Origin of the sequence: Bacteroides sp. NSJ-39, assembly GCF_014287315.1 — a bacterium.
Lineage (GTDB): Bacteria > Bacteroidota > Bacteroidia > Bacteroidales > Bacteroidaceae > Bacteroides > Bacteroides finegoldii.
In genome coordinates, this window is record NZ_JACOOB010000010.1 from 33,316 (window position 1) to 55,100 (window position 21,785).

Sequence of the window (21,785 nt, forward strand, 5' to 3'; positions counted from 1 at the left end):
AAATACATTATTTATCCTGAATCCCAATCAATCTTATTATTTTTTTAATACCTTTGTACCCATATAAATATGAGTAACTGACCTAATGAGTCCACTGAACTTCACCCACATTCTGACACAGGCAGTCGATGAGCTATCGGAAAGCGAATCTTACAAAGGACTGTTTCATCAACACAAAGATGGCGAACCACTGCCTTCTGCTAAAGTCTTGTATGAAATTATCGAGCTCTCACGCTCTATTCTATTTCCCGGTTATTACGGAAATTCGACCATTAACAGCCGGACTATCAATTATCACATTGGTGTAAACGTTGAAAAACTATTTGATCTGCTCGCAGAGCAAATTCTGGCCGGATTGTGTTTCAGTACTTCCATAGAGGGAAAATGCAACGTCTGCTCCGATTCCAAACGGGAAGAAGCAGCCCGCCTTGCCGCTAAGTTTATCAGCAAACTGCCCACCATGAGGAAAATACTGGCAACAGATGTGGAAGCCGCCTATAACGGTGACCCTGCCGCTGAAAGCTATGGAGAGGTAATCTTCTGCTATCCAGCTATTAAAGCTATCAGCAATTATCGGATAGCACACGAATTGCTGGAACTCGGAGTGCCCTTAATTCCCCGTATCATCACAGAAATGGCGCATAGCGAAACGGGGATTGATATCCATCCGGCAGCTAAAATAGGCAGTTACTTCACTATCGACCACGGTACGGGTGTCGTAATCGGTGCAACCAGTATTATCGGTAATAATGTCAAACTATACCAAGGTGTTACTTTGGGGGCCAAAAGTTTCCCATTGGATGCTGACGGAAAGCCTATCAAGGGGATTCCCCGCCACCCTATTCTGGAGGACAATGTTATTGTTTATTCCAACGCCACTATTTTGGGAAGAATCACTATCGGGCACGATGCAACTGTAGGAGGTAACATCTGGGTAACGGAGAACGTGCCTGCCGGAGCAAGAATCGTACAAACCAAAGCAAAAAAATAATATCAAATAACTATATATGAGCGAACAATTCGAAATGATAGCCAAGACCTTCCAAGGACTGGAAGAGATACTTGCAGAGGAACTGACAACATTAGGAGCCAACGACATTCAAATAGGCCGTCGAATGGTTTCATTCAGTGGAGATAAACGTATGATGTATAAAGCCAATTTCTGCCTTCGTACTGCTATCCGCATTCTGAAACCAATTAAAAACTTCACTGCTAAAGATGCAGACGAGGTTTATAATCAGATACAAACCATTCCATGGGAAGAATATCTTGATGTAAACAAGACATTTGCCATTGATGCGGTAGTGTTCAGCGAAGAATTCCGCCATTCAAAGTTCGTTTCATATAAGGTAAAGGATGCGATTGTGGATTACTTCCGCGAGAAAACCGGGAAACGCCCGTCTGTCCGCATCAACAATCCGGACGTACTGCTGAATATTCACATTGCACAGACTACTTGCACTTTGTCTTTGGACTCTTCAGGAGAATCACTGCACCGTCGCGGTTATCGCCAGGAAGCGGTAGAGGCTCCGTTGAATGAGGTATTGGCTGCCGGCATGATTCTGATGACCGGATGGCGTGGAGAATGCGACCTGATTGACCCGATGTGCGGTTCGGGCACTATTCCTATCGAAGCGGCACTGATTGCAAAAAATATTGCACCGGGAGTATTCCGTAAAGGATTTGCTTTCGAGAAATGGGTGGATTTCGATGCGGATATGTTCGATGAGATTTACAATGACGACAGCCAGGAGCGTGAGTTTACTCATAAGATTTATGGGTATGATAACAATCCGAAAGCGAATGAGATTGCGACTCACAATATAAAAGCTGCCGGTGTGTCGAAAGACGTCGTGCTGAAGCTGCAACCGTTCCAACAGTTTGAACAGCCAAAAGAGAAATCAATCATCATTACCAATCCTCCTTATGGAGAACGTATTTCTACAAATGATTTGCTCGGCCTTTATCAAATGATCGGCGAACGTCTGAAACATGCGTTTGTAGGAAACGAAGCATGGGTGCTTTCTTATCGGGAAGAGTGCTTCGACCAGATTGGTTTGAAAGCAAGTCAGAAGGTTCCATTGTTCAATGGACCGTTGGAGTGTGAGTTCCGCAAATATGAGATTTTTGACGGAAAATACAAAGAGTTCAAGAGCCAGGAAGAGGGTGAAGAAAAGAAAGAAAGTGCAACTGAACAGACTCCAAGATTCAGAGAAAGAAAAGAATTCAAGCCACGCAGAGAAGGTAGTGATTTCAAAAGTGGTGACAGAGATAGAAAACCACGCGGAGAATTCCGCGAAGGAAGAGATTCGAGAGGGACACGAGAATTTAGGGGGAACCGGGAGCCGAGGATTCCGAAGAAGGAAGAGGAATAGGCTGTTTCAACCTTGGGCACTTATTCGCTCTGTAATTCACTAGTTAATAATCAATTAAAAACTTGAAGTTCCAAATTGGAATTTCAAGTTTACATCATAGCTCTAATGTTCACCCGAAAATCGGAATCAGTCAAAAATGGATGATATAGCCATTATAGAAAACAAAATATACGAAATCAGAGGGCAAAAGGTTATGCTTGACTTTGATTTAGCAGAAATGTATGGAGTTGAGACTAAACGTCTCAAGGAACAAGTGCGTCGTAATATCGAGCGCTTTCCTGTTGAATTTATGTTCGAGCTAACAAAAGAAGAAGTCCAGTTTTCAAGGTCGCAATTTGCGACCTTGAAAACTGGACAAGGACATAACATCAAATATCTTCCATTTGCATTTACTGAGTATGGTATAGTCATGTTATCTAGCGTCCTCAAATCCAAGACCGCTGTGGAAGTGAATATCAATATTATTCGCGCTTTTGTACGTATGCGCCAATATCTTCTATCTAGTGTTCCCCCAAAAGAATTGGAAGAATTAAAACAACGCATCGAATACCTCGAAGAAGATATCACTTCTGATAGAGAAAGCTACAAAAAACAATTTGACGACCTATTTAATGCCTTTGCAAAAATAAGTGCAATTATCCAATCAAAGCAGACTCCTTTGGACAGAGTAAAAATAGAAGGATTTAAAACAAATAATAAAGAAAAGAGCAATGAGTAAAATTGGAAAAAGAGCTATTCTGTTATTGTTGGCACTACCAATCGGATTCAATGTTATGGCACAAGAAACCAAAAAGCCGACGCTGGAAGAACTGATTCCAGGCGGCGAGAGTTACCTTTATGCAGAAAACCTGTACGGACTGCAATGGTGGGGTGACGAATGCATCAAACCGGGCATCGACACTCTTTATTCGGTTCAACCCCAAACAGGAAAAGAAGAAGTCCTGTTCACCCGTGAACAAGTAAACAAAGCACTGGCATCTGCCGGATACCCAAAGTTATCTCATCTTTACGACCTCCAGTTCCTCTGGGATGACAAAACGGAAGTATTGCTACCTAGAAACGTCCGCTATGCTGTTTACAATTGGAAGAAGGGAGAAGTTATCGGCAGAGATGACCTGCCCAAAGAACCATCTGCCAACTATGACTATGCTATCAATAAGAATCTCGCCTATACCGTAAAAAACAATCTGTATGTCAACGGACGACAAATCACCAACGAACCCGAAGGTATCGTTTGCGGACAATCTGTGCACCGCAACGAATTCGGTATCAACAAAGGAACCTTCTGGAGTCCGAAAGGCAATTTGCTCGCTTTCTACCGCATGGACGAAAGTATGGTGACTCAATATCCGCTTGTAGACATCACAGCACGTGTAGGAGAAGTAAATAACATACGTTATCCGATGGCCGGAATGACCAGCCACAAGGTACAAGTCGGTATTTATAACCCTTCTACCGATAAAAGCATTTACTTGAATACAGGCGATCCCACCAATCGTTATTTCACCAATATCAGTTGGGCACCGGACGAAAAAAGTCTTTATCTCATAGAGGTAAACCGCGATCAGAACCATGCCAAACTCTGCCAATATAATGCAGAGACAGGTGAGCTGATGCAGACTTTATATGAAGAGACACATCCCAAATACGTCGAACCGCAAAATCCAATCGTATTCTTGCCATGGGATGACACCAAGTTCATCTACCAAAGTCAGCGGGATGGCTACAACCACCTTTATCTCTTCGATACACGCACCAAGATATATCCCGAAACACATACTTCTGCCAACGGTGGCACATACCGTCAATACTGTAAGGTAAAACAACTAACTAAAGGAGATTGGTTGGTAAGTGAGATTCTGGGATTCAATGCCAAACGCAAAGATATCATCTTCACTGCCATAGAGGGGTTGAAGAGCGGACATTTCGCCGTTAACACCGCCAACGGAAAGATGAATCAGCCATTCAGTACCTCTCAAGAAAGCGAACATAACGGACTGCTCAATGCATCCGGCACATATCTTATCGACCGTTATTCGACCAAAGACCAACCCCGCATTATCAATCTGGTAGACACAAAGAAGTTCAAAGAAACCGTCAATCTGCTAACCGCCAAAAGTCCTTACGAAGGTTACCAAATGCCAAGTATCGAAACCGGAACAATCAAAGCAGCCGATGGCACTACCGACCTGCATTTCCGAATCATGAAACCGGCAGACTTCGATTCAAGCAAGAAATACCCGGTCATCGTCTATGTCTACGGAGGTCCTCATGCACAATGTGTCACCGGAGGATGGCAGAACGGTGCACGCGGGTGGGATACTTATATGGCAAATAAAGGTTATATCATGTTCACCATCGACAATCGTGGCAGCAGTAACCGTGGACTAGCATTTGAGAACGCCACTTTCCGTCGTCTCGGTGTGGAAGAAGGCAAAGACCAAGTAAAAGGTATAGAATATCTGAAATCCCTGCCTTACGTGGACAGTGAGCGTATCGGTGTACATGGATGGAGTTTCGGAGGACACATGACTACTGCCCTGCTTCTCCGCTATCCGGAAATATTCAAAGTAGGTGTTGCCGGAGGTCCTGTGATAGACTGGGGGTACTACGAAATAATGTACGGCGAACGCTATATGGATACACCCGAAACGAATCCGGAAGGCTACAAGGAGTGTAATTTGAAGAACTTAGCCGGACAGCTGAAAGGCCATCTGTTGATTATCCACGACGATCATGATGACACCTGTGTGCCGCAGCACACCCTATCGTTCATGAAAGCCTGCGTAGATGCACGCACTTATCCCGACCTGTTCATTTATCCGTGCCATAAACACAACGTAATGGGCCGTGACCGCGTACATCTGCACGAGAAAATTACCCGATATTTTGAAGAACATCTATAATACCAACTCATTATGAAGATATTATTACTAGGCTCGGGCGGCCGCGAACATGCACTTGCATGGAAAATAGCCCAAAGTCCGAAAGTTGAAAAACTATACATTGCACCGGGTAATGCCGGAACAACTGCCGTAGGTGAGAATGTCAATATCAAAGCAACTGATTTTGACGCTATCAGTACTTTCGCCTTGAAAGAAAACATCGAAATGGTAGTAGTGGGTCCAGAAGATCCGTTGGTAGAAGGAATCTATGACTATTTCCAGAATCGGCCGGAGTTAAAACATATTGCCGTTATCGGTCCTTCCGCACAGGGAGCACAGCTGGAAGGAAGCAAGGAATTTGCAAAAGGCTTTATGATGCGTCATCATATCCCGACAGCCCGTTATAAGAGCATTACTTCCACCAACATCGAAGAAGGTCTGGCCTTCCTCGAAACACTGGAAGCTCCTTACGTACTGAAAGCCGACGGACTTTGTGCCGGAAAAGGTGTTCTTATCCTTCCTACTCTGGATGAAGCGAAGAAAGAACTGAAAGAAATGCTCGGTGGTATGTTCGGTTCTGCATCTGCAACTGTTGTCATCGAAGAATTCCTAAGTGGTATCGAGTGCTCCGTGTTCGTACTGACAGATGGAGAAAACTACAAGGTCCTCCCCGTTGCCAAAGACTACAAACGTATCGGCGAAGGCGATAAAGGACTGAATACAGGCGGTATGGGCAGTGTAACCCCCGTTCCGTTCGCCGATGAAGTGTTCATGGAAAAAGTACGCACACGTATTATCGAACCGACAATCAACGGACTGAAAGAAGAAAACATCACCTACAAAGGTTTCATCTTCCTCGGACTTATCAACGTAAAAGGCGAGCCGATGGTTATCGAATACAACGTCCGTATGGGCGATCCGGAAACAGAAAGCGTCATGCTCCGTATCCAAAGTGATCTCGTCGAACTGCTTGAAGGCACTGCCGCAGGCAATCTGAACGAAAAGACATTGGTTATGGATCCACGTTCAGCCGGTTGTGTCATTCTCGTCAGTGGCGGATACCCGGAAGCCTACGAAAAAGGATTTCCCATCAGCGGACTGGAACAAGCTGCCGCTACGGACAGTATCATCTTCCATGCCGGAACAGCAATGAAAGACGGGCAGGTAGTGACAAACGGAGGACGTGTCATCGCCGTTTGCTCTTACGGTGCAACCAAAGAAGAAGCATTGGCGCAGAGCTATAAGGTGGCGGATATGATCAACTTCGACAAGAAGTACTTCCGCCGCGATATCGGATTCGATTTATAACAGACGAATGAGAAATAAAAGGTTACAGAATCAAGTAACGGCAGGACGGTTCACCCTGCCTGCCGTTACCCTTATCTGCACTCTTTGCTGGGTGTCGACCTCCTTTTTATTTCCCCAACTCGCATCCATCCCCACACAGGGCAACCAGCCTTTCTTCTGGCAATCCATACAGAGCTTCCTGCTTCCGGGCTGGGCGGAACAGATCGTCAGCTTTCTAATCTACGCCATTATCGGCTATTTCTTAATAGAACTGAACAATCAGTTCGGCATTATCCGTATGAGGGCTTCCATGCAGACAGCCATTTACTTCCTGTTTGTCACCGTCTGTCCGGAGATGCATCTGCTATATGCGGGAGATATTGCCGCTTTGGCTTCTCTGATATCCATCTATTTCCTGTTCAGAAGCTACCAGCAATCACACGCGGCGGGTTACCTTTTTTATTCCTTCCTCTTTATCGGAATGGGAAGTATCATTTTTCCCCAACTAACTGTTTTTTCGGTACTTTGGATACTTGAGGCTTATCGTTTCCAATCTCTCACCCTACGCAGTTTCTGCGGGGCACTGCTCGGCTGGATGTTGCCTTACTGGTTTCTGTTCGGACACGCATTCTTCTACAATGAGATGGACCTGTTCTACCGTCCTTTTATCGAGCTGTCAACTTTCGGAGAAGCTTTCCACCTACAGACCCTTCAGTCTTGGGAACTGGCGATATTGGGATATCTGCTTGTGCTGTTTATTGTCAGTGCGGTTCATTGCATCGCTGCGGGATTTGAAGATAAGATACGCACACGCGCCTATCTGCAATTCCTGATAGACTTGACCATCTTCCTCTTCCTGCTGATAGCCATCCAACCGAATTACTGCAATGACCTGTTGCCATTGCTTATGATTAGCAACAGTATTCTGATAGGACACTTTTTTGTACTGACCAACAGCAAAAGTTCGAATGTATTTTTCATCATTTCCTTAGTCAGTCTCACCCTTTTATTCGCATTCAATATATGGACGCTTTTATAGACTCAGCGATACAACTCCTCATAGAATGGGGACTTCCGGGATTATTTATCTCGGCTTTATTGGCGGGGAGCATCGTGCCTTTCAGTTCCGAACTGGTATTGGTAGCCTTAATCAAGCTTGGCTTGCCTCCTATCGCCTGTCTGTTTTCCGCCACTTTGGGGAATACCGCCGGAGGAATGACATGTTATTACATGGGACGCTTAGGCAAAATCGCCTGGATTGAGAAATATTTCAAGGTAAAGAAAGAAAAAGTAGACAAGATGGTAAACTTCCTGCAAGGGAAAGGAGCCATGATGGCATTCTTCGCCTTCCTCCCCGCCATAGGGGAAGTGATTGCCATCGCACTGGGATTTATGCGGAGCAACACATGGATTACGGTAGGTTCTATGTTTCTCGGCAAACTAATACGTTATATCCTTCTCCTATATGTGCTCGAAAGCGCATGGGATGCAGTGGCAACATAAGAATGTAAGAATATTAGATAACAAAACATTAGAGTGAGTGATGAAAAGAATTATTGAGAAAACCGATGATGGGAGCGCTACCCTGTTTGTTCCGGAATTGAATGAACATTATCATTCGACGAAAGGAGCACGCACGGAATCTCAACATATTTTTATTGAGATGGGACTGAAGGCTTCTGCTTCCACCGCCCCACGTATTCTTGAGGTAGGTTTCGGCACCGGATTAAACGCATGGCTCACCCTCGAAGAGGCCGAACAGAGCGGCCGGCATATACATTACACCGGATTGGAATTATATCCTTTGGAATGGCAGACAGTGGAAGAGCTCGGATATGTCCGCAATGACGAACAATTATTGGTAAACGGTGAACTGCAACCATCCATCGAGCTATTCAAACAACTCCACACATCTCCCTGGCAAGAAGACGTACAACTCACTCCCCATTTCACCCTGCGGAAAATGGAAAAGGACGCAAATCAATTGGAAGTTGAAAGCACTTTCAACTTCCAATTCGATTTGGTTTACTTCGACGCTTTCGCCCCCGAAAAGCAACCGGAAATGTGGTCTCAAGAACTATTCAACTGTCTTCACGTTTTATTAGACGAAGGCGGAATCCTGACTACCTATTGTGCCAAAGGGGTTGTCCGGAGAATGTTACAAACAGCCGGATTCACAGTAGAACGCCTTCCGGGACCTCCGGGAGGAAAACGGGAGATATTACGCGCCCGAAAAACAAGAAACGAGAAATAAGATAGAAAATCACGAAATAGAAAGACCAATGAAGAAACAACTAAAAGATATAAGAAACCTATTCTTGGGAAGTGTCTGCCTATTATTGGCAGCCTGTGCCGGACGCCCGTCCCAAACCAACAGTAATGAAGAGAAACCTGTAATTACGGTTACGTTGGAGCCTCAACGTTACTTCACCGAAGCCATTGCGGGAGATAAGTTCAAAGTAGTCAGCATGGTTCCCAAAGGTTCCAGCCCGGAAACATACGATCCGGTTCCCCAGCAACTTGTTTCTTTAGGGGATAGCAAAGCCTACTTCCGCATCGGATATATCGGCTTCGAGCAAACCTGGATGGACCGCTTGATGAACAATACGCCCCATATTCAGGTATTCGATACTTCCAAAGGAATCGACCTTATCTTGAACAATAACGACCACGGACATGGAAACGGACATAGCCCCCACGACGGCCATATCCATGCTGTAGAACCGCATATATGGAATTCTACCGCCAATGCATTAATTATTGCGGGAAATACCTATAAAGCCCTCAGCCAATTGGATAAGGCCAATGACGCCTATTATATGGCTCGCTACGACTCTCTCTGCCAACGTATACAACATACCGACAGCCTGATTCGCCAACAACTTTCTTCACCGGAGGCAGCCAAAGCCTTTATGATCTATCATCCGGCTCTCTCCTACTTCGCCCGCGACTACGGACTGCACCAGATTTCTATCGAAGAAGGAGGAAAAGAACCCTCTCCTGCTCATTTGAAGGAATTAATAGATCTATGTCGGGCAGAAAACGTACAGGTCATCTTTGTACAACCGGAGTTTGACAAGCGCAATGCGGAAACCATCGCGCAGCAAACCGGAACGAAAGTTGTCCCCATCAATCCGTTAAGCTATGATTGGGAAGAAGAAATGCTGAACGTAGCCCAAGCACTTGCTCCGCAAGCTGAAGCAAAATAGAAGAATCAAGAACCCGCCTAGCCATTTCAAGCAATGAAACCAATCATCGAAATAAAGAACCTATCCGCCGGATATGACGGCCGCACTGTTCTCCATGACGTCAATCTGAACGTCTACGAACGTGATTTCTTAGGTATTATCGGTCCCAACGGAGGTGGTAAGACAACACTTATCAAGTGTATCCTCGGTCTGCTGAAACCGACAGGGGGAGAGATTATTTTACACATCCCTGCCACAAAAGGGTCTGATATTCAGCCCTCACTCGGCTATCTTCCCCAGTACAGCACCATAGACAAAAAATTTCCTATTTCGGTGGAAGAAGTGATCCTGTCAGGATTGAGCATACAAAAGTCTCTCACCTCCCGATTCACTTCCGAACAGAAAGAGAAAGGCAAACAGATTATCTCCCGTATGGGACTGGAAGGGCTAGAACACCGTTCTATCGGACAATTAAGCGGCGGACAACTGCAACGTGCCTTGCTGGGACGGGCTATTATCTCCGACCCTGCGGTATTGATTCTCGATGAACCCAGCACGTATATCGACAAACGTTTCGAAGCGCGTCTTTATGAGCTACTGGCCGAAATCAATAAAGAGTGCGCCATCATCCTTGTCAGCCACGACATCGGCACCGTGCTGCAACAGGTAAAATCCATCGCTTGTGTCAACGAAACATTGGATTACCATCCGGATACAGGCGTTACTACGGAATGGCTGGAAAGAAACTTCAACTGCCCTATCGAGCTATTGGGACACGGCACATTGCCTCACCGGGTTTTAGGAGAGCATCATCACCATCATTAACTATCAAAGAGTTTCCCTTATACTTAATAAATCTTACTTTCTTCTGCATTATGCAGTTAAATCACTATCTTTGCGACCGCATAACCTGTTTTTAACGAATAAACTACCATAGTGCTAATGAAACAGTACAGAACCGTAAACAACCTCATGGGTTGGCTTACATTCATCATTGCGGCAACAGTCTACTGCATGACGATAGAACCGACCGCAAGTTTCTGGGATTGCCCTGAGTTTATAACTACCGGCTATAAATTGGAAGTCGGACACCCGCCCGGTGCACCTTTCTTCATGCTGATGGCGAATCTTTTTACACAGTTCGCTTCTGACGTAACGACAGTTGCGAAAATGGTGAACTACATGAGCGCCCTGATGAGCGGTGCCTGTATCCTGTTCCTTTTCTGGAGTATTACCCATCTGGTTCGCAAGCTTATCATCACCGACGAGAACAACATTACCAAAGGGCAGCTTATCACCATTATGGGCAGCGGGCTGGTCGGTGCACTGGTATATACATTCAGCGACACATTCTGGTTCTCCGCCGTAGAAGGTGAAGTATACGCTTTCTCCTCCCTGTTCACCGCAGTCGTTTTCTGGCTGATTTTGAAATGGGAAGACGTGGCCGACCAACCGCACAGCGACCGCTGGATTATCCTGATCGCTTATCTGACCGGCTTAAGTATCGGCGTACACTTGCTGAACCTGCTCTGTCTGCCTGCCATCGTACTGGTATACTACTACAAGAAAACTCCGAACGCTACTGCAAAAGGCTCTTTGATAGCCCTACTCGGTTCAGGCGTATTGGTAGCCGCCGTGCTCTACGGCATTGTGCCGGGTATTGTGAAAGTAGGCGGCTGGTTCGAACTGCTGTTTGTCAACGGACTCGGAATGTCGTTCAATTCCGGCGTTGTAGTTTATATCGTCCTGCTTGCAGCCGCCTTGATCTGGGGAGTATACGAAAGCTACACCGAAAAGAACAAGACACGCATGGCTATTTCATTCATCTTGACGATTGCCTTGCTGGGTATCCCGTTCTACGGTCATGGTCCAAGCAGTATCGTTATCGGTATTCTGGTTATTGCCGCTTTGGGCATTTATCTTGCTCCGAACGTACAGGCTAAAATCAAAGAGAAATGGCGTATTTCCGCACGTACCATGAATACAGCCATGCTGTGCACCATGATGATCGTAATCGGATATTCTTCATACGCGCTGATTGTCATCCGTTCCACCGCCAACACTCCGATGGATCAGAACTCGCCGGAAGACATCTTCACGCTAGGCGAATATCTCGGCCGTGAGCAATACGGGACACGTCCGCTTTTCTACGGTCCTGCTTTCTCTTCAAAAGTAGCGCTTGACGTAAAAGACGGCTATTGCATCCCTCGCCAGTCAGAAACGGGCAGCAAGTATGTCCGCAAAGAGAAGACTTCTCCCGACGAGAAAGACTCTTACATCGAACTTCCGGGACGTATCGAGTACGAATATGCGCAGAATATGCTTTTCCCACGTATGTACAGTTCCTCACACGCCCAGCTTTACAAGCAATGGGTGGACGTGAAAGGCCACGATGTGCCATACGACCAATGCGGGGAAATGGTAATGGTAAATATGCCTACCCAGTGGGAAAATATCAAATTCTTCTTCACCTACCAGTTGAACTTCATGTACTGGCGTTATTTCATGTGGAACTTTGCCGGACGGCAGAATGACATACAGGGTAGCGGGGAGATAGAACACGGCAACTGGATCACCGGTATCCCGTTCATAGATAACATACTTGTAGGCAACCAGGAATTGCTTCCGCAAGATCTCAAGGACAACAAAGGGCACAATGTATTCTACTGTCTGCCGTTGATTCTCGGATTGATCGGACTCTTCTGGCAGGCTTACCGCAACCAGCGTGGTATCCAGCAATTCTGGGTAGTATTCTTCCTGTTCTTCATGACAGGTATCGCCATCGTGCTCTACCTCAACCAGACACCCGCACAGCCTCGTGAACGCGACTATGCGTATGCCGGTTCGTTCTATGCTTTCGCCATCTGGGTCGGTATGGGAGTGGCAGGACTGATTCAGTGGTGCTCAAGAATGAAACCCGAACAACGCCTCATCGCAGGAGCTACGGAAGAAGAAGCCGAGAAGATTAGAAAAACGCTGGAAGAGAAAAGAGCGAAGTTTATCACGGAAGAAGAAGAGGCCGAGCTGCAATATAAGCTCGACTCGCTATACGAAACTTACGTCCCGTACAAACCGTCTGCGGCAATGGCGTGCATCCTTTCCATCATCTGTTTGCTTGTCCCCATACAAATGGCAAGCCAGACGTGGGATGATCACGACCGTAGCGGCCGTTTCGTGGCACGTGACTTCGGACAGAACTACCTGATGACTCTGCAGGAAAAAGGCAACCCGATCATCTACACGAACGGTGATAACGATACCTTCCCCTTGTGGTACAATCAGGAAACAGAAGGCTTCCGCACAGATGCCCGTACCTGCAACCTAAGCTACCTGCAAACGGATTGGTACATCGACCAGATGAAGCGTCCGGCATACGATTCTCCATCGCTCCCTATCACTTGGGACCGTGTGGAGTATGTGGAAGGACAAAATGAATATATCCCGGTACGCCCGGAAATGAAAGCCTTCATCGACAGTTACTTCAAGCAAGCTAACGAATTGGCTGCCAAAGGAGATACGACCATATTATCGCTCGTACACTCCATCTTCGGTGAGAACCCTTATGAACTGAAGGAAATCATCAACCGCTGGATGCTCGGCAAGAACGACCAGCTGAAGGAGCTTCTCAAAAAGACCGGAAAGGATATACAGCTCCCGCTGATTCCAACAGACAGTATCGTGATGAAGATAGACGAAGAAGCTGTACGCCGCTCCGGCATGAAGATACCGGAAGCTTTGGGCGACTCTATCCCCGAATATATGACGATCACCCTCAGAGACGCCAACGGAAGCCCGAAACGTGCGCTCTACAAGAGTGAACTGATGATGCTCGAAATGCTCGCTAACGCCAACTGGGAACGTCCTATCTATATGGCAATCACCGTAGGCGGAGAGAACCATTTGGGCATGGGCAATCACTTCACGCAGGAAGGTCTCGCTTACCGCTTCACTCCGTTCGATACGGAAAAGCTGGACAGCAAGATTGACAGCGAAAAGATGTACAACAACCTGATGAAAAAGTTCAAGTTCGGTGGCATCGACCAGCCGGGCATATACATCGACGAGAACGTGATGCGTATGTGCTACACACATCGTCGCATCTTCACGCAACTCGTAGGGCAGCTCATCAAAGAGGGCAAGAAAGATAAGGCACTCGCTGCGCTCGACTATGCAGAGAAGGTGATTCCGGCTTACAACGTGCCGTATGACTGGGCAAACGGTGCTTTCCAAATGGCAGAATCTTACTATCAATTAGGTCAGAACGAGAAGGCCAACAAGATCATTGACGACCTTGCCAACAAGTCACTCGAATATATGATCTGGTATCTCAGTCTGAACGATAGCCAGCTTGCCATTGCCGGAGAGAATTTCGTATATAACGCAAGCTTGCTTGACGCGGAAATTCGCTTAATGGAGAAATACAAATCAGAAGAACTCGCAAAACATTACTCCGAGCAACTCGACCAATTATACAACGAGTATGTGACGAGAATGAAAGGGAAATAGTAATTTAGTACAATGTTTATAGAACAACCACCTTGGTTTTTCCGGGCGTTGTATCCACAAGCAATCTTCCGGATGGATCCGAACGTACGGGCAGTCTATCTGACTTTCGATGACGGACCCATCCCGGAGGTTACTCCTTGGATATTGGATTTATTGGAAAAACACCACATCAAAGCTACCTTTTTCATGGTAGGCGACAATATACGCAAGCACCCGGATGAATATCGAATGGTAGTAGAGCGCGGACACCGCATCGGCAACCACACATTCAACCATATTCGCGGATTTGAGTATTCCAATCCGGACTATCTGGCAAATGCCAAGAAAGTAGACGAGATTATCCATTCAGACCTATTCCGTCCGCCACACGGGCATATGGGTTTCCGGCAGTACTATACGCTTCGCCACCACTATCGCATCATCATGTGGGATCTCGTAACCCGCGATTACAGTAAATGTATGCGTCCCGAACAGGTATTGGACAACGTGAAACGCTATGTACGTAACGGCTCTATCATTACCTTCCACGATTCACTGAAATCTTGGAACAACGGGAATTTGCAATATGCCCTACCCCGTGCCATCGAATTCCTAAAGGCAGAAGGATACGAGTTTAAAGTATTCTAGGATATCTCATAAATGACTCTGATTATATGCTTTGAATTACATAAATCGTATAATTCAAAGCATATATTCCCTCCTACCCTATCATAATCTCATTTTTTTATTTACATTTGCAACGGACTCTTCCGCAGAAAGCCTTCGGGTGGTGAGGGGGAGCCGTTTTTATATTGAGAAGACGTTTACAAGCGTTTGTCATTGGTGTTCAAAACTTCGCAAATTTCGTTCTACCGGAATGACGAGCTGCAACGAAGACGTCCTCCTGATGTGTGCTTATATACATCCGTGCCTCACTTTGAGAAACAAAGAGAGGCTGCGGGTGTTGTACATATCGGCGTGGGCTTTCTGCGTTGTTCGTTCCCGGTAGCTGGCATTGCGAAGGCCTTGAACACGGAACGGACGAAGGTAAGATTCCCGCGCCTTTTCTATATATATTCTTCCAAAGTTACATTTACCAAAATTAGTTCACCTACGGGAATCTGGGCGAAACACACAGCGTTGTATGGATATGATTCATGCAGGACAGCTTATCGAACGTATTCTTCACGACCAAGGACGCAGCGTCACTTGGTTCGCTGCCCAATTGTGTTGTACCCGTCCCAATGTCTATAAAATATTCCACAAAGAGAATATTGATATCCAACTGCTTTGGCGTATATCCTGCATCCTCAATCACGACTTCTTCAGAGATTTGTCCGATACAATCAACCTCATCCCTCCTACGAATACTGTTTCCAAATAGGCGACATATTTGTCACCCTTTAGGAACTACCTGTTTCCCCTTTCTTATGTTCCTTTCACATACCTTTGCGACATATTAACAAAACTCACAGAATACAGAATGATGAAGATGAAAAAACTAATTCTATTAATTGCATTGATTCTCGGTTGTACATTGGAGAGCTATGCTCAAAAGTCTACATTTCAGTTTCGTGACGCACAATCGCGTGCAGGTGATGCAGTAAGCGAAGTATGTGTAAAACCTGTAGTGGCGGAAGTCAGGCTGCTGGGAGGAGAGACTCCCAAACGACAAGTATTCACCTATAAATTCACACGTGAAGAAGTAGAAATCGGATTGAAAGGAGACTTGGGCAATGTCCGTTCATGGGCTACTTATAAGGCTAACGAAGATGCCGGTAGCGACGTTATCATGGCAGCCACCTATAAAGTGGAGACTAACGATGAAGGAGGCTACACAGTAACGGTGGTAGGCTTCCCTGCCGTTTTTAGTAAATGGTACACCGCTACTAAGGACGATTATGAATGGATAAGGATAAAGAAACTCGCTCCTACCGATGAGAAAGGGGTAATAGCACCGGTCGTAAAAACCAATAATTAACTATTAAAACATAAGAAACAATGAAAAAAGTATTATCAATCGTAGCCGCACTTCTCTTATGTGTAGGCACACAGGCACAGATCGTATCATCCAGAAGTTCCATTGTAAGAACAGAAAAACAACAGTCCAACAAGCAGTGGTTCTTACGCGGTGGCTTAAACGTTATGAAAATGACAGGAGACGATGATGAAAGCGGTAGCAAACTTGGTTACAACTTCATATATGGCTTTCAGAAACCGATGGGAAGCATAGGAACCTATTGGGGGATGGAATTCGGCCTTGGCTCTCGTGGTTGGGGATACTCTGAAGATGATTACGAAATCAGCCAAATAGCACACAACGTACAAATTTCTCCGTTTACATTCGGATATAAGTACAACATCACAAATAATATTGCACTGGACGCACATCTCGGAGCCTATGTAAGTTGTGACTATTTAGGAAAAATCACCGAAAAAGAAGACTATAATGGTAAAACAGAAGAAACTACCGTGAAAATTGGAGATTGGGATGACTGGAAACGTTTTGACGCAGGAATGAATATCGGCGTAGGCATATGGTACGACCGTTTCAATTTCGACATTACCTATCAACGCGGATTTATCAAAACTTGGGAATCAAATACAAGCAATGTACTGATTCGGTTAGGTGTAGCATTCTAAACTCTGCCAACAAGATTATAAGAAGAGTAAAATCAAACCTTTCAATATCATTTTTATCCAGCATTCATATTCTCCTCTCTCCGTAAGAAGAGACTTGAATGCTGTTTTTTCAAATCACTCAAAACAAATTAATATGAAAACATTATGGAAACTGGTTACTTGCGTAGCCGTAGTATTATTATCATTCAGTATGTATTCTTGTGGCGACGATGACGAAGACTCCATCGGATCAGTAGATGAATTAGTAGGAATGTGGGAAGTCGTCGAACATAGCGGATATGAAATAGAAGATGGCGAACGCGAAGAGGACAATCCATCATACTATGTCGGCAGACGATATGAACTGAAATCTGATATGACCTTCAATAGTTACTCCAAAGGAAGCAGTAACCCTAGCGAAACCGGTAAATGGGAGTTAAAAAACGGCTCTGTCCATCTTATCTTCTATTATCCGAATGACGGTGGATACGATTATGAGGATCCGGATATTATGAAAATTGTAGAGATATCCGCTGACAAACTTGTATGGGAATATCATTGGAAAGAAACCGGATGGGAATTATACGAAAAAGAGACTCTGAAGAAAATCGCTCAATAAGCAATGTACCCAAAATATATTTCACATAAGTTGAGGGCGCCGATATGAATCGGAACCCTCAACTAAGCATCCATTTCCAGGCGGGTACCACATGAATAGACATATCTTGTTCTTTCCATTCGGCTTCTGCTTCCATCGTAACGATAGTCAGTTCCCGGCAACCTGTCGCTTGGGCTGCTTCCAACAAACCATCAACTTCCCGTTTACGGGTCTCCTCATCCCCAATTTGGTAACTTACCTGAATCAATCGCGTCACTTTATCATATTCAACAACTACAAAATCACACTCTTTCTTCCCCTTATAATAATGCAACTCCTCTTGGATTCGCAGGTTCCGCCGCAAATGAAGAAAGACCGCATTCTCCAAAAGCTTTCCATTATCTTCACTATGCGGATTTAAGAGGACGGAGCGCAAACCATTATCAATGCAATAATATTTCTTATCTCCTGTGCTCTCTTTCACCAGAGATGGCTCATATTTCGTCAGGGAGAAGAAAAGGTAGACAGATTCTGTCTGCACAATCACATCATAAAGCGTATTCTTCCCAATGCTGACTCCCTGCGACTTCAATTCATTGTAAATACGATTGATAGAAGTAGGCTTAGCCAGATTCGACATCACGCGCTTTATAAAATAACGTATCGGTTCCGGATTCTTTATTTCATATCTCTCTACAAGATCTTTGTAAAGCATTACAAAGAAATATTCCTGCAAAATCCTGTCTTTATACAGTGGAGCCGCCAATACAACTTCCGGAAAACCTCCTCCATGCAAATACGTCTTAAACGCATTCACAAGCTTGGCTCGATTCTCAGGCACATAATAGTTTGTATTGATATCGGTAAAGTTACAAAATTCATTGAATGATAACGGGAATTCTTCGTATTGCAATGTCCGGCCACGCAAAGAGGTAGCCAATTCGGAGGAAAGCATTCGAGAGTTACTTCCGGTAAGGAAGATATGTCTGCATTCCTGCTCGTATACTCTCCTTACAAAAGGTTGCTAATCATCCGCCATCTGTACTTCATCAAAGAACATATATACATCCTTCAGAGGAATTGCCGGATAGAGTTCCCGATAAGCCTGAAGTATTTCATCTAGATTATCTGCATTCAAGTGCAGGCTATTAAAATATGCCGCATAGAGTATCAACACCTGTCGTCTCAGGTATTAACACTTAATATATAGGCTGTTAATACCCGAGACGACAAGTATTAACAGCCTACAAACAAGGTATTTTATACCAAAAACAGTTTAATAAGCCACAGTCAACGGTGTGCGTACTTTCTGTGCATATTGGGACATATATTCATTCCAGGCTTCTGCCGTCTTGATAGCAGCTTTATCCCACGCAGATCCCCAGTAATAAGTATATTCCGAACCCGGTTCATATTCGCTGACAGCCAGCACGTGACCATCGGCCCCACCACGTTCTTTCTTTTCCTTCTCTTGGAAAAGAACCACTTTAGCATCCTTCACCTGTGCAGGGAACGCAGCACCAACAAAGATTTTGCCGTTTCCACCACTACGGTCGGTTGTAGGATCGACATAAGTGATATAGCCATTCGCAGCGTCCGCCATCGTTACTCCATCCGGTTCGCGCAAAACCAATCCTGTAGCCACAGGCATTGTTTCTTTCAGATTGGTGTACGAAATCACCGCTTTGTTCAAATACGAGCCTGCATCCAGCGAAATTACACGCGTTTCCACTACACCGGAATCTCCACGAACCACCAGCGGATTAAATTCCAGCTTCACAGTGAAACGCAACGGACCATTATCAAGGATTTCCTGTGTACGATAGCAGTAAGGATAGACAATCGTATCACCCTCCATCAAAGCCGACGTACCGCAGCCTAGCGTAGGACCTACCGCATAGCAATCCATTCCGTAGCCATGATCAACGTGATAAGAGATGGCACGTTGAAGTTCGGCAGCCGCCTTGGGGTCCGTTTTCTTCAGTTCGGCAATCTTCGCACGCTTCTCCGGATTAAGTTCTTCGGCATAAAGAGCTTCCAAGATCGGTTCGGTAGTATTATACTTCGTGAAAAGGTCATAACCGAATCCACGCTCGTTTCTTGCCTGCAAAGCAGGACCATACGCACGGAAACCTACCAAGTCATTCTCCCAAGCAAGGTCATCAAGACGCTCGGGGTAATATTTACCGCAAGCAATCACATTAAAGGCTTCCGGAGCACCCGGCTGAATGGTATAAGTGGCCGTACCATTAGCTTTCACCGTAGCCGGGAAAATAACCTTTTCATCGTATGTCACCTGATAGGGAACCTGCTGTCCGTCCGCATCAAGCACTACAATCTGTGCCGTGTCCGCCAGTTTCAACTTCGCAACCACATCGCTCATCGGTACTTCCACCATCTCCCCTGTACGCTCTAAAGCCAAAGGATTGGTCACTGTAACCGTCATTGCCTGTTTGCTGTCAGCACAGGAAGCAACTCCCATCAAGACTGCAGCAACCAGAATTAATATCTTCTTCATGATTAATCTACATTGAATGAATAATAAAAAGATAAGGTGACAGACGAAAAGAGGAAGCTCTTTACCATTCTATCACCTTATCGGAATATCTCGTTATCTCACTATTATTTCGGTTGTTTTCCGATATAAGCAAGGATACCACCGTCTACGTAAAGGATATGACCGTTGACAGCGTTAGAAGCTTCAGAAGCAAGGAATACTGCAGGACCAGTCAGTTCTTCCGGATTCAGCCAACGACCGGCCGGAGTCTTAGCGCAGATGAATGAATCGAACGGGTGACGGCTTCCGTCTGCTTGCGGCTCACGAAGAGGAGCAGTTTGCGGAGTAGCGATGTAACCCGGGCCGATACCGTTACATTGAATGTTGTATTCACCATATTCAGAGCAGATATTGCGAGTCAGCATTTTCAGACCACCCTTAGCGGCAGCGTATGCAGATACAGTCTCACGTCCCAATTCAGACATCATAGAGCAGATGTTGATGATCTTACCTGCACGTTTCTCCATCATTGCGGGCAAAACAGCCTTAGAAACGATGAACGGAGCGTTCAAGTCGATGTCAATCACCTTACGGAAATCAGCGGCTTCCATTTCGTGCATAGGCACACGACGGATAATACCTGCATTATTAACAAGAATATCAACTGTACCTACTTCTTTCGCGATAGTGGCAACCATAGCCTGTACAGCCGGTTCGTCTGTTACATCACATACATAACCGTGAGCTTTGATACCTTTTGCAGCGTATGCAGCCATACCTTTGTCCACCAACTCCTGATTGATGTCGTTGAAACAAATAGTAGCACCTTGTTCTGCGAATGCAGAAGCAATTGCAAATCCGATACCGTAAGAAGCACCTGTAACGAGAGCTACTTTACCTTCCAAAGAAAAATTCAAAAACTGATTCATAATTTTTTGTTATTAAATTAGGAAAATTATTGTAGTTGTTTATTTCAAGTCTGTTATCAATGAGAAATCCTGATCTCCGTAGTCAAGGTTCTCGCCGCCCATGCCCCAGATAAAGGTATAATTGTGGGTAGCGGCAGCCGAGTGGATAGACCATTCGGGTGAAAGAACCGCCTGATCGCCTTTCATCCATACGTGGCGCGTTTCGTCCACTTCACCCATAAAGTGACAGATAGCATGGTCTTCGGGAATTTCAAAGTAGAAATAAGCCTCCATACGACGACTGTGTACGTGAGCAGGCATGGTATTCCATACACTTCCCGGAGCAAGTTCCGTCATACCCATCTGCAATTGGCAGGTAGGAAGCACCTGATTCACCAGCATTTTATTGATGTTACGATGATTGGACCCTTCCAGAGAACCCATCTCGGCAACGACTGCATCGGCTTTCGTCACTTTGCGGTCAGGATAGTTGCGGTGTGCAGTCAGCGAGTTGAAGTAGAACTTAGCCGGATGGGCAGCGTCCTTACTTTCAAAGGTCACCTCACGATCACCCGAACCCAGATAAAGGGCTTCTTTATAATCAAGTTCAAATACCGCATCACCTGCTTTTACAACACCGGGACCTCCCACATTGAAGATACCCATTTCACGGCGGGTCAGGAAGAACGGAGCTTTCAACGGATCAATCGCTTCAAGCTTCAGCACCTCACCAACAGGAAGCGCGCCACCTACCACCATACGGTCGTACATGGAATACACCATATTTACTTCATTGGGGACAAATATCTTTTCGATTAAAAAATCTCTACGGATTCTTGCGGTATCATAACTTTTTGCATCTTCGGGATGCGCGGCATAGCGAATTTCATAGTTCGTTTTCATACTTTATTTATTTATAGTTATTGAATAAGCCTCTCTG

General features: G+C 45.3%; 19 protein-coding genes and 3 pseudogenes. 17 read left to right on the forward strand and 5 right to left on the reverse strand.

Translation table 11 applies throughout. From position 1 onward, the window contains the following. Positions 1–85 precede the first annotated feature (85 nt). The 17 genes and pseudogenes from H8S63_RS12575 (at position 86) to H8S63_RS12650 (ending at position 17,461) form a co-directional block, all read left to right on the forward strand. Positions 86–991, forward strand: coding sequence for a serine O-acetyltransferase (locus tag H8S63_RS12575; protein ID WP_007757087.1), 906 nt, complete (start codon positions 86–88; stop codon positions 989–991). Positions 992–1,007: 16 nt separating this feature from the next. Continuing rightward, entirely contained in the window at positions 1,008–2,375 is a 1,368-nt protein-coding gene (locus tag H8S63_RS12580; protein ID WP_186926967.1) for a class I SAM-dependent RNA methyltransferase, read from the forward strand. Between the two features lie 136 nt (positions 2,376–2,511). Continuing rightward, positions 2,512–3,093, forward strand: coding sequence for an ORF6N domain-containing protein (locus H8S63_RS12585; RefSeq protein WP_186926968.1), 582 nt, complete (start codon positions 2,512–2,514; stop codon positions 3,091–3,093). Beyond that, entirely contained in the window at positions 3,086–5,281 is a 2,196-nt protein-coding gene (locus H8S63_RS12590; protein ID WP_186926969.1) for a DPP IV N-terminal domain-containing protein, read from the forward strand. The genes H8S63_RS12585 and H8S63_RS12590 overlap by 8 nt, the downstream gene beginning before the upstream one ends. A gap of 12 nt (positions 5,282–5,293) precedes the next feature. Next, entirely contained in the window at positions 5,294–6,568 is a 1,275-nt protein-coding gene (gene purD / locus H8S63_RS12595) for a phosphoribosylamine--glycine ligase (RefSeq protein WP_186926970.1), read from the forward strand. Between the two features lie 7 nt (positions 6,569–6,575). Then, on the forward strand, positions 6,576–7,586 hold the full coding sequence (locus H8S63_RS12600; RefSeq protein WP_186926971.1) for a hypothetical protein: 1,011 nt from the start codon (positions 6,576–6,578) through the stop codon (positions 7,584–7,586). After that, complete coding sequence (locus tag H8S63_RS12605) at positions 7,571–8,050, forward strand: YqaA family protein (protein WP_186926972.1); 480 nt, start codon at positions 7,571–7,573, stop codon at positions 8,048–8,050. The genes H8S63_RS12600 and H8S63_RS12605 overlap by 16 nt, the downstream gene beginning before the upstream one ends. Positions 8,051–8,090: 40 nt before the next feature. Further along, positions 8,091–8,801 (forward strand): tRNA (5-methylaminomethyl-2-thiouridine)(34)-methyltransferase MnmD, encoded by a 711-nt coding sequence (mnmD, locus tag H8S63_RS12610; protein WP_186926973.1) that lies wholly within the window; start codon positions 8,091–8,093, stop codon positions 8,799–8,801. Positions 8,802–8,829: 28 nt separating this feature from the next. Then, positions 8,830–9,756: a metal ABC transporter solute-binding protein, Zn/Mn family gene (locus H8S63_RS12615; RefSeq protein ID WP_007762762.1), complete on the forward strand. Its 927-nt coding sequence runs from the start codon at positions 8,830–8,832 to the stop codon at positions 9,754–9,756. Positions 9,757–9,789: 33 nt separating this feature from the next. Beyond that, positions 9,790–10,560 carry a metal ABC transporter ATP-binding protein gene (locus H8S63_RS12620; protein ID WP_186926974.1) on the forward strand — a complete coding sequence of 257 codons (771 nt, stop codon included), beginning with the start codon at positions 9,790–9,792 and terminating at the stop codon, positions 10,558–10,560. A 117-nt stretch (positions 10,561–10,677) separates the two neighbouring features. Further along, positions 10,678–12,633, forward strand: a pseudogene (locus H8S63_RS20360) (DUF2723 domain-containing protein); the annotation flags it as partial. 201 nt (positions 12,634–12,834) lie between these two features. Then, positions 12,835–14,241, forward strand: a pseudogene (locus H8S63_RS20365) (hypothetical protein); the annotation flags it as partial. Between the two features lie 12 nt (positions 14,242–14,253). Then, positions 14,254–14,868, forward strand: coding sequence for a polysaccharide deacetylase family protein (locus tag H8S63_RS12630; protein WP_186926976.1), 615 nt, complete (start codon positions 14,254–14,256; stop codon positions 14,866–14,868). A gap of 502 nt (positions 14,869–15,370) precedes the next feature. After that, positions 15,371–15,604, forward strand: a complete 234-nt coding sequence (locus tag H8S63_RS12635) for a hypothetical protein (RefSeq protein WP_032839901.1) — start codon at positions 15,371–15,373, stop codon at positions 15,602–15,604. 108 nt (positions 15,605–15,712) lie between these two features. Beyond that, a complete protein-coding gene (locus H8S63_RS12640; protein ID WP_255467656.1) occupies positions 15,713–16,201 on the forward strand; it encodes a hypothetical protein in 489 nt (162 codons plus the stop codon). Positions 16,202–16,221: 20 nt separating this feature from the next. Continuing rightward, positions 16,222–16,863, forward strand: coding sequence for an outer membrane beta-barrel protein (locus H8S63_RS12645; protein WP_007757071.1), 642 nt, complete (start codon positions 16,222–16,224; stop codon positions 16,861–16,863). Positions 16,864–16,996: 133 nt separating this feature from the next. Beyond that, the gene (locus tag H8S63_RS12650; protein WP_186926977.1) at positions 16,997–17,461 is read left to right on the forward strand and encodes a lipocalin family protein; all 465 of its coding nucleotides are present in this window, start codon (positions 16,997–16,999) and stop codon (positions 17,459–17,461) included. A 58-nt stretch (positions 17,462–17,519) separates the two neighbouring features. Here the strand turns inward: H8S63_RS12650 and H8S63_RS20125 are convergent, their stop codons facing one another. From H8S63_RS20125 to kduI, 5 genes and pseudogenes are all read right to left on the reverse strand, one after another. After that, positions 17,520–18,155: an ATP-binding protein gene (locus H8S63_RS20125; protein ID WP_229102234.1), complete on the reverse strand. Its 636-nt coding sequence runs from the start codon at positions 18,153–18,155 to the stop codon at positions 17,520–17,522. 168 nt (positions 18,156–18,323) lie between these two features. Beyond that, a pseudogene (locus H8S63_RS20130) lies at positions 18,324–18,449 on the reverse strand (AAA family ATPase); the annotation flags it as partial. A gap of 267 nt (positions 18,450–18,716) precedes the next feature. Continuing rightward, positions 18,717–19,958 (reverse strand): DUF4861 domain-containing protein, encoded by a 1,242-nt coding sequence (locus tag H8S63_RS12660; RefSeq protein ID WP_007757064.1) that lies wholly within the window; start codon positions 19,956–19,958, stop codon positions 18,717–18,719. A gap of 104 nt (positions 19,959–20,062) precedes the next feature. Next, on the reverse strand, positions 20,063–20,866 hold the full coding sequence (locus H8S63_RS12665) for a gluconate 5-dehydrogenase (protein ID WP_007757062.1): 804 nt from the start codon (positions 20,864–20,866) through the stop codon (positions 20,063–20,065). A gap of 39 nt (positions 20,867–20,905) precedes the next feature. Next, positions 20,906–21,748, reverse strand: coding sequence for a 5-dehydro-4-deoxy-D-glucuronate isomerase (gene kduI / locus H8S63_RS12670; protein WP_007757061.1), 843 nt, complete (start codon positions 21,746–21,748; stop codon positions 20,906–20,908). Positions 21,749–21,785 lie beyond the last annotated feature (37 nt).

Excerpts from the sequence above, each read along its gene's own strand:
- H8S63_RS12640 (WP_255467656.1), top strand. The coding sequence starts at position 15,713 with ATGAAAAAACTAATTCTATTAATTGCATTGATTCTCGGTTGTACATTG.
- H8S63_RS12575 (WP_007757087.1), top strand. The coding sequence starts at position 86 with ATGAGTCCACTGAACTTCACCCACATTCTGACACAGGCAGTCGATGAG.
- H8S63_RS12660 (WP_007757064.1), bottom strand. The coding sequence starts at position 19,958 with ATGAAGAAGATATTAATTCTGGTTGCTGCAGTCTTGATGGGAGTTGCT.
- H8S63_RS12580 (WP_186926967.1), top strand. The coding sequence starts at position 1,008 with ATGAGCGAACAATTCGAAATGATAGCCAAGACCTTCCAAGGACTGGAA.
- H8S63_RS12665 (WP_007757062.1), bottom strand. The coding sequence starts at position 20,866 with ATGAATCAGTTTTTGAATTTTTCTTTGGAAGGTAAAGTAGCTCTCGTT.
- H8S63_RS12615 (WP_007762762.1), top strand. The coding sequence starts at position 8,830 with ATGAAGAAACAACTAAAAGATATAAGAAACCTATTCTTGGGAAGTGTC.
- H8S63_RS12600 (WP_186926971.1), top strand. The coding sequence starts at position 6,576 with ATGAGAAATAAAAGGTTACAGAATCAAGTAACGGCAGGACGGTTCACC.
- H8S63_RS12630 (WP_186926976.1), top strand. The coding sequence starts at position 14,254 with ATGTTTATAGAACAACCACCTTGGTTTTTCCGGGCGTTGTATCCACAA.
- H8S63_RS12605 (WP_186926972.1), top strand. The coding sequence starts at position 7,571 with ATGGACGCTTTTATAGACTCAGCGATACAACTCCTCATAGAATGGGGA.
- purD (WP_186926970.1), top strand. The coding sequence starts at position 5,294 with ATGAAGATATTATTACTAGGCTCGGGCGGCCGCGAACATGCACTTGCA.
- kduI (WP_007757061.1), bottom strand. The coding sequence starts at position 21,748 with ATGAAAACGAACTATGAAATTCGCTATGCCGCGCATCCCGAAGATGCA.
- H8S63_RS12590 (WP_186926969.1), top strand. The coding sequence starts at position 3,086 with ATGAGTAAAATTGGAAAAAGAGCTATTCTGTTATTGTTGGCACTACCA.
- H8S63_RS20125 (WP_229102234.1), bottom strand. The coding sequence starts at position 18,155 with ATGCTTTACAAAGATCTTGTAGAGAGATATGAAATAAAGAATCCGGAA.
- H8S63_RS12645 (WP_007757071.1), top strand. The coding sequence starts at position 16,222 with ATGAAAAAAGTATTATCAATCGTAGCCGCACTTCTCTTATGTGTAGGC.
- H8S63_RS12620 (WP_186926974.1), top strand. The coding sequence starts at position 9,790 with ATGAAACCAATCATCGAAATAAAGAACCTATCCGCCGGATATGACGGC.
- H8S63_RS12585 (WP_186926968.1), top strand. The coding sequence starts at position 2,512 with ATGGATGATATAGCCATTATAGAAAACAAAATATACGAAATCAGAGGG.
- H8S63_RS12635 (WP_032839901.1), top strand. The coding sequence starts at position 15,371 with ATGATTCATGCAGGACAGCTTATCGAACGTATTCTTCACGACCAAGGA.
- mnmD (WP_186926973.1), top strand. The coding sequence starts at position 8,091 with ATGAAAAGAATTATTGAGAAAACCGATGATGGGAGCGCTACCCTGTTT.
- H8S63_RS12650 (WP_186926977.1), top strand. The coding sequence starts at position 16,997 with ATGAAAACATTATGGAAACTGGTTACTTGCGTAGCCGTAGTATTATTA.